General features: G+C 49.8%; 13 protein-coding genes. 6 read left to right on the top strand and 7 right to left on the bottom strand.

The genetic code is table 11. The features are described from left to right. Window positions 1-58 precede the first annotated feature (58 nt). Complete coding sequence (gene ygiD / locus FEK42_RS06355) at window positions 59-847, top strand: 4,5-DOPA dioxygenase extradiol (protein ID WP_167852517.1); 789 nt, start codon at window positions 59-61, stop codon at window positions 845-847. A 47-nt stretch (window positions 848-894) separates the two neighbouring features. On the opposite strand, the gene dsbI is transcribed toward ygiD, so the two are convergent. The 6 genes from dsbI to tolC all read right to left on the bottom strand — a co-directional run bounded on the left by dsbI (window position 895) and on the right by tolC (window position 8,012). Then, the gene (dsbI, locus tag FEK42_RS06350) at window positions 895-1,566 is read right to left on the bottom strand and encodes a protein-disulfide oxidoreductase DsbI (protein WP_130218214.1); all 672 of its coding nucleotides are present in this window, start codon (window positions 1,564-1,566) and stop codon (window positions 895-897) included. Between the two features lie 14 nt (window positions 1,567-1,580). Further along, window positions 1,581-2,249, bottom strand: a complete 669-nt coding sequence (locus tag FEK42_RS06345) for a thiol:disulfide interchange protein DsbA/DsbL (protein WP_000040018.1) — start codon at window positions 2,247-2,249, stop codon at window positions 1,581-1,583. 17 nt (window positions 2,250-2,266) lie between these two features. Further along, a complete protein-coding gene (locus FEK42_RS06340) occupies window positions 2,267-4,063 on the bottom strand; it encodes an aryl-sulfate sulfotransferase (RefSeq protein WP_135407891.1) in 1,797 nt (598 codons plus the stop codon). A 482-nt stretch (window positions 4,064-4,545) separates the two neighbouring features. Continuing rightward, complete coding sequence (locus FEK42_RS06335) at window positions 4,546-5,706, bottom strand: glutathionylspermidine synthase family protein (protein ID WP_135492243.1); 1,161 nt, start codon at window positions 5,704-5,706, stop codon at window positions 4,546-4,548. Between the two features lie 5 nt (window positions 5,707-5,711). Further along, window positions 5,712-6,383: a DUF1190 family protein gene (locus tag FEK42_RS06330; protein WP_000831534.1), complete on the bottom strand. Its 672-nt coding sequence runs from the start codon at window positions 6,381-6,383 to the stop codon at window positions 5,712-5,714. A 147-nt stretch (window positions 6,384-6,530) separates the two neighbouring features. Further along, a complete protein-coding gene (gene tolC / locus FEK42_RS06325) occupies window positions 6,531-8,012 on the bottom strand; it encodes an outer membrane channel protein TolC (RefSeq protein WP_130210361.1) in 1,482 nt (493 codons plus the stop codon). Window positions 8,013-8,216: 204 nt separating this feature from the next. Here tolC and nudF point away from each other — a divergent pair, with 204 nt between their 5' ends. Genes nudF through parE form a run of 5 tightly spaced genes read left to right on the top strand, consistent with a single transcriptional unit; the run spans window position 8,217 to window position 12,623 of the window. Next, window positions 8,217-8,846 (top strand): ADP-ribose diphosphatase, encoded by a 630-nt coding sequence (gene nudF, locus FEK42_RS06320; RefSeq protein WP_021564655.1) that lies wholly within the window; start codon window positions 8,217-8,219, stop codon window positions 8,844-8,846. After that, window positions 8,847-9,269, top strand: coding sequence for a DUF1249 family protein (locus FEK42_RS06315; protein ID WP_000833390.1), 423 nt, complete (start codon window positions 8,847-8,849; stop codon window positions 9,267-9,269). It abuts the gene before it with no gap. Between the two features lie 24 nt (window positions 9,270-9,293). Continuing rightward, complete coding sequence (gene cpdA, locus FEK42_RS06310) at window positions 9,294-10,121, top strand: 3',5'-cyclic-AMP phosphodiesterase (protein WP_130218206.1); 828 nt, start codon at window positions 9,294-9,296, stop codon at window positions 10,119-10,121. Further along, the gene (yqiA, locus tag FEK42_RS06305; protein WP_000105733.1) at window positions 10,121-10,702 is read left to right on the top strand and encodes an esterase YqiA; all 582 of its coding nucleotides are present in this window, start codon (window positions 10,121-10,123) and stop codon (window positions 10,700-10,702) included. The genes cpdA and yqiA overlap by 1 nt, the downstream gene beginning before the upstream one ends. A gap of 28 nt (window positions 10,703-10,730) precedes the next feature. Beyond that, a complete protein-coding gene (parE, locus tag FEK42_RS06300) occupies window positions 10,731-12,623 on the top strand; it encodes a DNA topoisomerase IV subunit B (protein WP_130210353.1) in 1,893 nt (630 codons plus the stop codon). A gap of 63 nt (window positions 12,624-12,686) precedes the next feature. Here the strand turns inward: parE and FEK42_RS06295 are convergent, their stop codons facing one another. Continuing rightward, window positions 12,687-14,828, bottom strand: coding sequence for a TonB-dependent siderophore receptor (locus FEK42_RS06295; protein ID WP_131162526.1), 2,142 nt, complete (start codon window positions 14,826-14,828; stop codon window positions 12,687-12,689). Window positions 14,829-15,072: the final 244 nt, after the last annotated feature.

The raw sequence follows: 15,072 nt of genomic DNA, 5'->3' as shown, positions 1-15,072 counted from the left end.
CGCCGAACGAGCGTATTGTGAGGATATCAAAATGACACCTTTAGTTAAGGATATCATCATGTCTTCAACACGTATGCCAGCATTGTTTTTAGGTCACGGTAGTCCGATGAACGTGCTGGAAGATAATTTGTATACCCGCAGCTGGCAGAAGTTGGGGATGACATTGCCACGCCCGCAAGCGATTGTCGTGGTTTCGGCTCACTGGTTTACCCGTGGTACAGGAGTGACTGCGATGGAGACGCCGCCAACGATTCATGACTTTGGCGGCTTTCCGCAGGCGCTGTACGACACCCATTATCCGGCTCCTGGCTCACCGGCTTTGGCTCAGCGATTGGTTGAGCTGTTAGCGCCAGTGCCTGTCACACTGGATAAAGAAGCCTGGGGCTTTGACCACGGCTCGTGGGGCGTACTGATTAAGATGTATCCGCAAGCGGATATCCCGATGGTGCAGTTAAGTATTGATAGCACCAAACCCGCCGCCTGGCACCTTGAGATGGGGCGTAAACTGGCAGCGCTGCGAGATGAAGGAATAATGTTGGTCGCCAGCGGTAACGTGGTGCATAACCTGCGCACGGTGAAATGGCATGGCGATAGTTCCCCCTATCCGTGGGCGACGTCGTTTAATGAGTATGTGAAAGCGAATCTGACGTGGCAAGGACCGGTGGAGCAGCATCCTCTGGTGAATTATCTCGACCATGAAGGTGGCGCGTTATCGAATCCAACACCGGAGCATTACCTGCCGCTATTGTATGTTTTAGGTGCATGGGATGGGCAGGAGCCAATTACCATTCCGGTCGATGGTATAGAAATGGGCAGTTTAAGTATGTTGTCGGTGCAGGTAGGTTAATAGATGAAGAAAACCGAAGCCAATTTCTGGCTTCGGTTTGCATTACCTTACTTTCTCAGCAGCTTGAGTCCCCATGCGCCGCTCATCACTAATAGCAGCAATAAGCAAAGACCAAAAGCCAACATACAGGCCTGAGCCATGTTCATAAAGTGCCACGGTGGTAGCAGATACCAGCCTTCAGATTGCTGATACATCGCCACAAACCACTGCTGCATACTGCTCAGTGTGACGCCATCGGGAACGATTGGCGCATCATAGCCGCAATCCCCGGTAGGTTTGAACCAGTTTGGTGCCCACTGTGCCAGCGGCAGGTTAAATGGGAAAGTTGGATCGGTAGAGCAACCCTGAACGCCAAACAGTGAATCGGGATCCGGGTTATGCACCGCATGGTGGATATCGTTCAGTTTGAATGAAAACTTCAGCCCCATGATGCTGCCGTAAAATGCCATCACGCAGCCAATTAGCTTAAGGATGATGTTCTTCGGGTTGATCGCCGCAACCAATCCTCCAATAACCATCACAAACATGGCATAGCGAATGTATACACATTGCTCACAGGGGGCCATGTAGAGATAGATCTGGAAGAAAGAGTGCGCCAGGATAATTAACGCGCCCATCGCAACGGCCATTAACAACCACAAAAAGCGTTGCTCCTGCCATCTGACCAGTGTGTCGACTGGTGATGTGCGAAGGTCTTTCCACATTCCCTTAATACCCATAGCCTGTTTCCCTGTTATTTGCTTGCTAACTCACGGATAAGGTCTGCCATCGCGTCGATGGATTTGATGCTCTTGGTGTAGATCAAGTACTTACCATTAACGACGTAAGCCGGAACCCCCTGGATTTTGGCGACTTCATAAGAGGCTTTCCATTTTTCCAGTGTTTCTTGTACCGCTGGCTCTTTCAGTGCAGCTTCAAAATCCGCCTGGCTCATACCAGCAGCATCCAGACCCGTTTTGATAAAGGCAGCGGGATCTTTACCGTCAGACCAGCGTTCTTTTTTGTCGTGATAAGCCGCGTAGTAGGCAAACTTGGCTTTCTTAAACTGAGAGTTAGCATCAAATAAGGAAATACCTGCTGCTTTATCTTTATTGATCAAGACAGCAAAGACTTCGCTCGCCTGTTTGCCGTATTCGCCTTTGGTTTCCAGATGGAACGGCGTGAAAGCAACGACATCTTTCACTTTTTCCGATACCGGACCGGTAACCGCTTTGTCGTACTTGTAACAGAACGGGCAGGCGTAGCTGAATACCTTAATCAGCGTTTTGTCGGCATTCGGAATCGGTTTTTCCAGTACCATATAATCCGTGCCTTCGGTAAATGCAGAAGCAGTAAATGAAACCGCCAGAGCCGCAGTAAGCAGTACGCTTTTAAACAGTGATGAGATCCCTAATTTCGACATTTTTATTCCCTTCTTGATTATTTAAACATCTGTTTTGGACGGACTAACAGCGCACGGTAGTGAGTCTGGTTGGGTTTATCAGACATCACGTCGATTTCCACTTTCACTTCTTTGGTTTTGTAGTCGATCTCGTTCAACTTGCCGACGGTCGGCTGACCGACGTCAAACAGATGAATGGAGCCGCCGAAGCCGAACATGGTGTCACGGTCAGCCTGGTATTCGATAATGGAGGTGATTGGGCTATAGAAATCGTAACCACGTTCTTTACCGTATTCCCAAACTTGCTGAACGGTACCTTTCTTCTCATCAATCTTATATTCCACAAAACGGGAATATTTCATGGTTGGTAAGGCAGGTTGTTCCAGATGGCGACCGTCGCCGTTATCAAAGATAGTGAGTGTACCTTTGCTGGAGATCCATGCGGTATGCTGGGTATAGGTAAAGTCGAAGTCTGAGTTTTCACACAGGCCATTTTCGTTACAGGTGATCGGCTTACCGTTAGCGTCAACGGGTTTCAGCAATTTGCTGGCCAATGGTTTTTCCCAGCCTTTCGAGGGGGCAAGGATCCATTTCACTTGTTTATCACGACCAATTTTCACAACGCCCTGGTGACGAGAAGAGAGGATAATTGAGTCATCTTTCGCGTCATAGGCGATGGAGTTGACGTGCGCCCAGTTACGACCTGGTCCTACACCCAGCGCGTCGCCAAACGGTGTATCTGGCTCCAGTTTTGCCTGCTGTCCGGCGTGAGCAAGGTCAACGTTGACGCAAACTGCGCCTGCATCCAGTGCACCGAGCAGAGCATCACGTTTCGGATCGAGGATCTTCGTCAGATCCCATACATCGACAACACGACCAGATTTATCGACTTCGAGGATATGGTCACGAATGGTGGTGACGTGTACGCCGTCATCGCGACGGTAGTTACTTTTACCTACGCGCAACAGTACCGTACCATTAGGCGTCTCAATGGATTCATGAGTGGCGTCAGCGAATCCGCGCGGCAGTTTATGATCTTCCAGCACCTGACCCATCATGTCGAACTCGTACCAGTGCTGGCCTTGTACTGCGGTAAAGGTGCCGCGTGGTGTTTCGCGGATACCCATCAGATAACCACGTTTGTTGATATTACGGTCACGGCCATCGTAGAAGGTGTCTTGATCCAGCCACCAGCGGTATTCACCTTCGGTATCGACAATGAAAGTAAAGGGCGCGATATCAAAGGGCAGTGCGCCGGTGGCCGGACCTGCATCGAGGATCCCTGCATTTTTATCTTTCTCACCGTGCCAGTGGAGATCGGAACCTTGTGCAGTAAAGGTGTGGGTATTAACCAGATAGAGGCGATCTTCAAAACCAGGTGCGACTTTAACGACTTTGGTCTGCTGTAGATCAGAGATGGAACGGTTATCCATGTAATTGTTGACGATGGCTGAAGTTTGCACCACGTAATCATCTTTCATGGCCTTGCCGTTTTCTTTCCACTCAACGGTCACTTTGTTGGCAAATTTCTGATAAAGACCAAAAATCGGTACACCATCGTAAGTTTTTAGTGACTCCTGGCCCACGGAATAGCTGATTTCAACGCCTTTTTCGCCCTTCCCGTGGACGGTAACTTTGACGTCAGAAATGACGTGGCTATCTAAGTCAACCAGAGCGGTCAGTGGTGCATTGCCGTAGGGATCGACAATGATTGCACCGAGTTGCCCGGCAGGTGGTGCAGGTTTAAAACCCGCCGCCATTACGCTAGTTGCAGACAACCCCAGGGCTAATGCTACTGTTCCGGCTACTAGTGTTTTTCTATATTTATCAAACATGGATATATCTCCTTATATAACGCAAATATATAATAATGATGAATATCGACTGTTGAGATGGTACTAATAAATTTGTTTTGTGAATGAATAATGTAACTCTAATAAAATATGAGAATTTTTTGCTGCTTTTGAATATGTTGTTATTTGTTGAAACAACTATTTATTTTTAATGGATAGTAGGGTGGCGATATATCAATAACAATGTTCAATATTGCGTAGTGTGATCTCTGCGACATTGTTTTTTAATTATTAAATTAAAATATGAAGAGGTGAAGATAAAATATTTAATATATATCAATGTGTTATGCGGTGATTTATTTACTTACTTTAATTGCAATACCACTTACATATGACGATTTAACATTAAATTGGTTATTAATGTTAAATAAAAGTTGGAGATGTATGGATTTATATATTGATGGAGATTATAAATGATGGATTATGAAAAGTTGCCCCGATTATCGGGGCAATATTAAGCAGTATTATTCAACAAAAATATGTGGATAAAACCGAGACATATCCTGGGTGATCAACGCACGGTCTTCACGAATGCCAATTCCGGCGGGTTGATCGTTCACCAGCCAGCTACCAATCAGCATATAACTGTCGCCAAATTTTGGTAACGGATGGAATTGCTGAACAATCATGCCTTCTTCGCCATACGGACCTTCTGCTGCTTCAATGGTTTTGCCATTCTCGATAATCGACACGTTTGCGCCTTCACGCGAGAAGATTGGCTTAACCACATATTTTTCCATTTCTGGATAATCATCTTCCGCAAAATAAGCGGGCAACAGGTTCGGATGATTCGGGAACATCTTCCACAGTAGCGGCAGAAGCGCTTTGTTGGAGATAATGCTCTTCCACGCCGGTTCCAGCCAGCGTACGCCAGCATCTTCCAGCTTGGTGGAGAACATCTCGCGCAGCATAAATTCCCATGGATAAAGCTTGAACAGGTTAGCAATCACCTGATCCTGCAAATCCGTGAACTGACCTTTTTCGCCTAAACCAATATCGTCGATGTACAGGAACTCGGTAGCGATTTCAGCTTCCGTCGCGCAGTCCTGCAAATACTGGATGGTGCCACGATCTTCCACCGTGTCACGACAGCAGGTGAGATGCAGCAACTGGAAGCCATACTGTTCACGCAGCTCGACAAAGCGATCGATCAGCTTTTCTTGCAGACTGTTAAACTGGTCGCTGCCTTCCGGCAGGTTGCCCGCGTTAAGCTGATCTTCCAGCCAGATCCACTGAAAGAATGCTGCTTCATACAGTGACGTGGGCGTATCAGCGTTATTTTCCAGAAGTTTAGGTTCGCCAGTGCCATCCCACGCCAGATCAAGGCGTGAATAAAGCGACGGCTGGTGCGTCAACCATGACTGACGCACAAAACTCCACGTGTGCTTTGGAATGCGGAATTTGGTCATCAGCTCATCGCTGGAGATCACTTTTTCCACCACTTTCAGGCACATCTGGTGCAGTTCGGCGGTGACGTCTTCCAGCTTTTCAACCTGGGCGAGGGTCAACTTGTAGTAAGCATCTTCACACCAGTACGGCTCGCCGTACATGGTGTGAAAATTGAAACCGTATTCGTGGGCTTTTTCACGCCAGTCTGGGCGCTCGGTAATACTGACTCTTTCCATCGGTATCAGCCACCCATTGAACGAGAAGAGGTGCCGGTTGCGCTACGCTGCATAGTGCTTTGTTTGGCAACAGATTCACCAAAACCGCCGCGGGTAACGGTAGTGGTGGTCGCCGGTTTTGGTGCCATTGCCGTCTTCGGTACGGTCATGGTGCGGCCTGGCTGGGCTGCGCCATAGTTTTTACCAGTCGCGTCGGTATATTTACCGTAAGCCGGGCTGGCTGGGTTTTTCGAGGAGAACAGCGGCTGCTGTGCAAATCCCGCGCCGCCGCCCATCAGACGTCCCATCATGTAGCCGGCCATCAGCGGCATCCAGAAACTCCCGCTGGATTGCTGGGCCTGCGCCTGGTTTTCAGGTGCCATGCCAGCCTGGGCTGGTGCCTGCTGGCACTGACCTTCACCAAATTCGGCAATACAGTCTTCACGAGTGGCGTATTTCGGCGCAGTACGTTCTGCTTCTTTCAGCGCATTGTTGTACGCGGTGGTACATTCGGCGCTTTTGCCTGGGTTTGCAGCTGAACAGTCGTCAGCATTTTGATAGAGAGACACTGTTTCATCACTCTTTTCACAGCCTGCCAGCATAAAAACAGTAGCAACAGCGAGAGCGACAGGTGTCAGGTGGCGTGCGCTCCAGTTTTTGCGGAACGATGCGTGGCGTATGGATTTTGTCCGTTTCATTTTTGTCTTCCAGGACCAGTGGTAAATACCCATCAGAATAGAGGATGGCTGGTCGAAATTGAAGCGAGAAGGGGGAAGAATGCGGCAGATAACCCGTATCTTTACGTTGCCTTACGTTCAGACGGGGCCGAAGCCCCGTCGTCGTCGTCAGTTACGGAAAGGGTTATGACCGTTACTGGTGTTAGTGCGTGCGGATGCTTGCTGAACGGCTGGAGCCGGGCTATCAGGTGCATAACCATCAGCAATAGCATTCTGTTCTGGCGTTTGCGGCGCGACGTTTTCCGGGTTAGTGGAAACCGGTTTGCTCAGCGCATTGTTCAGTGCCAGCAGATCCTGCTCGTTCAGCGTACCCAGAGCTGATTTAATATTCAGCTGGTTAATCAGGTAGTTATAACGCGCATTCGCCAGTTCTTGCTTGGCGTTGTACAGCGTAGTGGTCGCATCCAACACGTCAACAATGGTACGCGTACCGACCGAGTAGCCCGCTTCCATCGCGTCTAAAGAGCTTTGGGCGGAAACCACGGCTTGTTTGTAGGCGTTAATGCTACTAATAGATGCATTAATGTTGTTGAAGGAGGAACGCACGGTCTGCACGACGCTACGATGGGCGCTTTCCAGTTGCTCGCTGGCACCGACAAAGTTGTACTGTGCCTGTTTCACCTGCGAGTTAACCATTCCGCCCTGATAAATCGGCAGCGAGAAGCTCAGGCCCACTTTGTTCTGACCCATATTGCTGTCGTCATATTGGGTACCTGTCGCACCACGGGTTTTTGAACCGCTGTAAGAGGTGTCAGAAATTCCGGTAGAGGCCGTCAAATCCAGAGTCGGTAAGTGACCGTCCTGCGCCTGGCGAATTTGCTCGCGCGCCAGATCCTGGCTCAAACGTGCCTGTAACAGCGACAGGTTGCGTTTTTCGGCTTCTTTCAGCAGCGCGTTAACCGGTTGTGGTTTGTCGGTCTTGAAGTTTTCGACATTCAGCGCCGCCAGTTCCGGATAGTAGTTACCGGTGATCTGACGCAGCTGCTCAACGGCGTTGTCGAGGTTGTTACGTGCGGTCACTTCGTTCGCCAGCACGGTATCGTACTGTGCGCGGGCGTTCTGCACGTCGGTGATCGCCACCAGGCCCACGTTAAAGCGTTGGGTGGTTTGATCTAACTGACGGTAGATTGCCTCTTTTTGTGCCTGAGTATAAGAAAGCACGTCAATGGCATTCAACACGTTGAAATAAGCGGTCGCGGTGTTGAGGATCAAGGTCTGTTGATCGGTCTGATACGTGACGTCCTGAATCCCTGCTGCTTTTTCCTGCAAGGTCAGTGCGCGCCATTTCGACATATCGAAAATGGACTGGGTCAACTGCAGGGACGCACTGGTCGCGTTAGAGTTGATGCCGTTCGCGTCGCGGTAGCCGTTGCTGTAGGTGTAATCTGCACCTAAACCTAGCTGTGGCAGTAATGGACTGCGTGCTTCATTAATTTTTTCAAAGGCAGCATCACGATCGGCGGCAGACTTACGCAATTCCGGGTTACTAAGGCGTGCTTGCTGATAAACTTGCATCAGGTTCTCGGCCTGGCTCAACGAACTGAACCCAGAAAGGCTCAGGCCGATAAGAATGGGGAGCAATTTCTTCATTTGCATTCCTTGTGGTGAAGCAGTATTTAGCGCGATCAAACTGTAAAATTATTGCGGATTCTAGCAGAAGCCGCTACCGCAAAAGGTTGGCGTTACGTGCCATAGGGCGTTAATGTGCCTCAATTTAACACATGACTGCTCAAACGGCAGTCAAACGTCGCTGAAATTCACATTTTATTCACTATTAGTGCCAGGACATTAGCCATGCTTAAGCCAGACAACCTGCCCGTTACATTTGGCAAAAACGATGTAGAAATTATTGCACGAGAAACACTTTATCGCGGCTTTTTTTCATTAGATCTTTATAGATTTCGTCATCGTTTATTCAACGGGCAAATGAGTCATGAGGTCCGGCGGGAAATTTTTGAACGCGGTCACGCCGCAGTCTTGCTACCCTTTGACCCAGTGCGCGATGAAGTTGTACTGATTGAGCAGATACGAATTGCCGCGTATGACACCAGCGAAACGCCCTGGTTACTGGAAATGGTTGCCGGGATGATTGAAGAAGGTGAGAGTGTGGAAGATGTTGCCCGTCGCGAAGCGATTGAAGAGGCGGGACTAAAAGTGAAACGGACTAAACCGGTGTTAAGTTTCCTGGCAAGCCCAGGCGGCACCAGCGAGCGTTCGTCAATTATGGTGGGCGAAGTGGACGCCACGACCGCAAGCGGCATTCACGGTCTGGCTGATGAAAACGAAGATATTCGCGTTCATGTGGTAAGTCGGGAACAGGCATACCAATGGGTAGAAGAGGGGAAAATCGACAACGCAGCGTCGGTCATCGCTTTGCAATGGCTGCAACTGCATCATCAAGCGTTAAAAAATGAGTGGGCATAAATGAAGCGTTACACACCTGACTTTCCTGAAATGATGCGCCTGTGCGAGATGAACTTTTCACAATTGCGCCGTTTGTTACCGCGCAATGACGCACCCGGTGAAACCGTAAGCTATCAGGTGGCAAACGCACAATATCGGCTAACGATTGTGGAATCGACCCGATACACTACCCTGGTGACTATTGAACAGATTGCGCCAGCGATCAGTTACTGGAGCCTTCCGTCGATGACTGTGCGTCTGTATCATGACGCGATGGTGGCTGAAGTGTGTTCAAGTCAGCAGATTTTTCGCTTCAAAGCGCGGTATGATTATCCTAATAAAAAGTTGCATCAACGCGACGAAAAGCATCAAATTAATCAGTTTTTAGCGGACTGGTTGCGATACTGTTTAGCACATGGAGCGATGGCGATTCCGGTTTATTAGCGTCGTGAAACCTAAGGACACCATTTGGAAAGCCTGTTAACCCTTCCTCTGGCTGGTGAGTCCAGAGTCAGGATTTTACAAATTACCGATACTCACCTGTTTGCGCAAAAGCACGAAGCCCTGTTAGGGGTGAACACCTGGGAAAGTTACCAGGCGGTGCTGGAGGCGATTCGCCCACACCAGCACGAATTCGACCTGATTGTCGCGACAGGTGATTTAGCGCAGGATCAAACGGCTGCGGCCTATCAGCACTTCGCTGAAGGCATCGCAAGTTTTCGTGCGCCCTGCGTCTGGCTGCCGGGCAACCATGATTTCCAGCCTGCGATGTACAGCGCGCTACAGGACGCGGGTATATCTTCAGCGAAACGCGTGTTTATCGGTGAACAGTGGCAAATCCTGTTGCTGGACAGCCAGGTGTTTGGCGTACCGCACGGTGAGCTAAGCGAGTTTCAACTCGAGTGGCTGGAACGTAAACTGGCTGATGCGCCAGAGCGCCATACCTTGCTTTTGCTGCATCATCATCCGTTGCCTGCGGGCTGTAGCTGGCTTGACCAACACAGTCTGCGTAACGCGGGCGAACTGGATAACGTGCTGGTGAAGTTTCCGCACGTCAAATATCTGTTATGCGGCCATATCCATCAGGAACTGGATCTCGACTGGAACGGTCGTCGCCTGCTGGCAACGCCATCGACCTGCGTGCAGTTTAAGCCGCACTGTTCCAACTTCACGCTGGACACCATCGCGCCCGGTTGGCGTACCTTGGAACTCCATGCCGATGGCACGCTGACCACAGAAGTACACCGCCTGGCAGACTCCCGTTTCCAACCAGATACCGCTTCAGAAGGTTACTGATGTCGACGCTTCTTTATTTACACGGTTTCAATAGTTCGCCGCGTTCTGCGAAAGCGAGCTTGTTGAAAAACTGGCTGGCGGAACATCACCCTGACGTTGAGATGATTATTCCGCAGTTACCGCCGTATCCTTCCGATGCGGCAGAACTGCTGGAATCCATTGTCCTGGAACATGGCGGCGATTCGCTGGGTATTGTCGGTTCGTCACTGGGGGGATATTACGCCACCTGGTTGTCGCAATGTTTTATGCTGCCCGCAGTGGTGGTAAACCCGGCGGTGCGCCCGTTTGAACTGCTTACTGACTATCTCGGTCAGAACGAGAACCCCTACACCGGGCAGCAATATGTGCTAGAGTCTCGCCATATTTACGATCTTAAAGTCATGCAGATTGACCCGCTGGAAGCGCCGGATTTGATCTGGCTGCTGCAACAGACGGGAGATGAAGTGCTGGATTACCGCCAGGCGGTGGCGTACTACGCTTCCTGCCGCCAGACTGTTATAGAAGGCGGCAACCACGCATTCACGGGCTTCGAAGATTATTTCAACCCGATCGTCGATTTTCTTGGTCTGCACCATCTCTGACGATCAACTCGAATTACTAACTTAAACCATGACGCAAACTTATAACGCTGATGCCATTGAGGTACTCACCGGGCTTGAGCCGGTTCGCCGCCGTCCGGGGATGTATACCGATACCACTCGCCCTAACCATTTGGGGCAAGAAGTCATTGATAACAGTGTGGATGAAGCACTGGCCGGTCACGCAAAACGCGTGGACGTTATTTTACATGCTGACCAGTCGCTGGAAGTGATTGACGATGGCCGTGGGATGCCGGTGGATATTCACCCGGAAGAAGGTGTTCCGGCGGTAGAACTGATCCTTTGCCGTTTGCACGCGGGCGGTAAATTTTCTAACAAAAACTACCAGTTCTCTGGCGGTCTGCACGGCGTGGGGATCTCGGTGGTTAACGCCCTGTCGAAGCGCGTAGAAGTTAACGTGCGCCGCGATGGTCAGATTTATAACATCGCCTTTGAAAATGGCGAAAAGGTGCAGGATTTACAGGTTGTTGGTACTTGCGGTAAACGCAACACAGGCACCAGCGTGCACTTCTGGCCGGATGAAACTTTCTTTGACAGCCCGCGCTTCTCTGTTTCCCGTCTTACACATGTGCTGAAAGCCAAAGCGGTACTGTGCCCTGGCGTTGAGATCACTTTTAAAGATGAGATCAACAATACCGAACAACGCTGGTGCTACCAGGACGGTCTGAATGATTACCTGGCGGAAGCGGTAAATGGTCTGCCGACGCTGCCGGAAAAACCGTTTATCGGTAATTTTTCTGGCGATACCGAAGCGGTGGACTGGGCGCTCTTGTGGCTGCCGGAAGGTGGCGAACTGCTGACCGAAAGCTACGTCAACCTGATCCCAACGATGCAGGGCGGTACGCACGTTAACGGTCTGCGTCAGGGGCTGCTGGACGCGATGCGTGAGTTTTGCGAATACCGCAACATTCTGCCGCGCGGCGTGAAGCTGTCGGCGGAAGATATCTGGGATCGCTGCGCCTATGTGCTGTCAGTAAAAATGCAGGATCCGCAGTTTGCCGGGCAGACCAAAGAGCGTCTCTCTTCGCGTCAGTGTGCGGCATTCGTTTCGGGCGTGGTGAAAGATGCCTTCACCTTGTGGCTGAACCAGAACGTTCAGGCGGCTGAACTGCTGGCGGAGATGGCGATTTCCAGCGCCCAGCGCCGTATGCGTGCGGCCAAAAAAGTGGTGCGTAAAAAGCTGACCAGCGGCCCGGCACTGCCTGGCAAACTGGCAGACTGTACCGCGCAGGATCTTAACCGTACCGAACTGTTCCTCGTGGAAGGGGACTCCGCAGGTGGATCTGCCAAGCAGGCGCGCGATCGTGAATATCAGGCGATCATGCCGCTGAAAGGTAAGATCCTTAACACCTGGGAAGTTTCTTCCGACGAAGTGCTGGCCTCACAGGAAGTACACGATATTTCGGTAGCGATCGGTATCGATCCTGACAGCGACGATCTTAGCCAACTGCGTTATGGCAAGATCTGTATCCTGGCGGATGCTGATTCCGATGGTCTGCACATTGCCACGTTGCTCTGCGCCTTGTTTGTAAAACACTTCCGTACGCTGGTGAAACATGGTCACGTATATGTAGCGCTACCACCGCTCTACCGCATTGACCTTGGTAAAGAGGTCTATTACGCCTTGACGGAAGAAGAGAAAGAGGGCGTGCTCGAACAATTAAAACGCAAGAAAGGCAAGCCAAATGTCCAGCGTTTTAAAGGTCTGGGTGAAATGAACCCGCTGCAACTACGTGAAACCACGCTCGACCCGAACACTCGCCGTCTGGTGCAGTTGACCATCGACGATGAAGACGATCAGCGTACCGACGCGATGATGGACATGCTGTTGGCGAAGAAACGCTCGGAAGACCGCCGTAACTGGTTGCAAGAGAAAGGTGACATGGCGGAGATTGAGGTCTGATGATCTTCCCGTCAGGAGAATAAAACATAGCCCGGTATACACGCGTATACCGGGCTTTTTTTATCAAAATTCCATTTTCACCGTGAATTGTACTTCACGCGGATCGCCAATCTGATTACCCAGATTATTTGTGGCGATGGAAGAGGTGTAATACGTTTTATCAAACAGGTTTTTGACGTTTAATTGCAGAGTGACTGGATACTGCAATTTCATTTTGTATGCGGCGAAGGCATCGGCAACAAAATAGCCTGGCAGATAATAGTCAGCCCCATTGGTTGCCGAACGACGGCTTACGCCATGTCCGCCACCGCCAAACGTTAGTGTGTTATTGCCAGGCATGTTATGAATGTCATAGGTCAGGAATAGCGAACCGGTATGACGAGGAACATTCGGCAATGGTTTTCCTGCATAATCAGGATCTTCCAGAACCTTAGCATCGGTATAGCCGTAGCTGGCAATGATATTAATGTTTTCTGTTAATGCTCCTGCAAGGTCGACTTCTACCCCTCTTGAACGAACGCGGCCTGCCGTTTTGGCGATGGTTTCATCACCAATACTTTCGGTATACAACACGTTACGTTTATGGATATCAAACAGCGCAATATCTGCGGTTATACCATCGAACAGCTCGAATTTTGCCCCGACTTCGTAAGCATTAGATGATTCCGGTGGAAGATCGCCGATGTAGCTGGCAATTGACGATTGCGGCATAAATGTTTGCGAATAATTCGCAAATAAGGATACCGATGGCGTCAGTTTGTAGACTAACCCCAGTTTGGGCGTCCATTGTTCATCGCGGCTGTCAGTATTGACATTAAAAGGACGGCCTTTACCCGCATATTGCGTGTAATACTGATAGCGGAGCCCGGCGACGGCAATCCAGTTATCGGTCAGATAGAGCGCATCCTGTACATAAGCTGAGTAGCTCTCCTGTTTGATCGTCTGATCGCTGTCCGACGCCGAAACCGTTGTGCATTTGCTGGTATTGCCATAAACAGGGTTGTAGATATTGAAATCTTTAGCGTTTTTACAGCGAATCATATCTGTGCGCAGAAGATCATAATATTCATATGACACCCCACCCAGAATCTCATTATAGAATCCAGCAATATCAACATTCCCTTGCAGATCCGCACGAGTAGAATGCATACGCTGGGTAGATCCCTGAGTTGCATCAACACGCCGTGTCAGCGTTCCTGTCGTTGCATCATACGCGGTAACACGAGCCTGATTATCGCTGTATTTATCCTGGCTGTAGCTGTAATCAAAGCGCGCTGTCCACTGGCTATTGAGATGATATTCTGCGTTGAGTTGCGCCAGATCGGACTGACCATCTGTAATATTAAACGGTTCGTCGAAACGTATTTTTCGATCAACGTTGACGGGCTGTTTCGTCGTAAGGTCGAAAATCGTTCCACGATCGAACGGCGTTTTATAATCCCGATGTGAATAGAGCATGGTTACTGTTGCATTATCACCAAACCAGGTGAGTGATGGGGCAATAAATGTGCTGCGCTCTTTACCGAAATTCCGCCAGTAATCTTCATCCTGCACTTCCCCCGTCAGGCGATATGCCAGCTGAGTACCTTCAATGGGGCCTGTGATATCCAGTTGCCCAGTGCCTCCGCCAAAACTGGAGGAAGTGGCTGAGACAGTACCATGGAATGTTTTTTCCGGGCGCTTTGTCACGACGTTAATCAGTCCGCCAGGATCGAGAATGCCATACAGCGTGGAGGCCGGACCTTTTAGCACTTCCACACGTTCAGTTGCAGCGTTGAAGCTACGAGGAAGTACGGTTCGCAGACCATTGGTCATGATGGAGCCATCCCGGTTAGCACCAAACCCACGACGTACAAAGGCGTCCTGAGTTCCGCCTAATGTATTGGTCTGTACCACGTTACTGACGTTATAAAGCGCCTCATCCAGCGTCGTCGCGTTCTGATTTTCCAGAACCTGATCGCTAACCGTATTGACCACCTGCGGGATATCCAGCATCGGCATATCGGTTAATGTCGCCGTGGAGGTGCTCAGGGGTTGATAACCATCGGTCGCCTCAGTTGCGGTATTTGCATCCGCTGTAACAGTGATTGTTTCGCCATCTTTGGTCGTTACAGTGTCGGTTGCATGAATCATCGGTGCTGCAAAGAGCAGTGAAAAGAGCGCCCGACCTTTGATTCCTGAGAATGAAGGTGTGAACTTAGCCATTTAGTCTGTTATCCCAAAAACTCACGGATTGTCGCGAGTGAAAATTGTTTCTTGTTGCTCACTAAGCACTATCCGTTTGTTATTTCGCCATCGGATATGTAATTGAGAATCATTCAATCACGCGGTGATGTAGTAGTAAATGAGAAATAACAAAAAATTGCTACATGTGTTTTTATGAGAGGTTAATGCAATTAAATTGATATTAACCTGTTAATATTTAATGATTTTATTTTTATTATTAAAA

The organism is Escherichia sp. E2748, from assembly GCF_005781125.1.
In the GTDB taxonomy this organism is placed as follows: domain Bacteria; phylum Pseudomonadota; class Gammaproteobacteria; order Enterobacterales; family Enterobacteriaceae; genus Escherichia.
The sequence above is the reverse complement of the archived record's forward strand: the minus strand, read 5'-3'. Positions and strand labels throughout refer to the sequence as shown.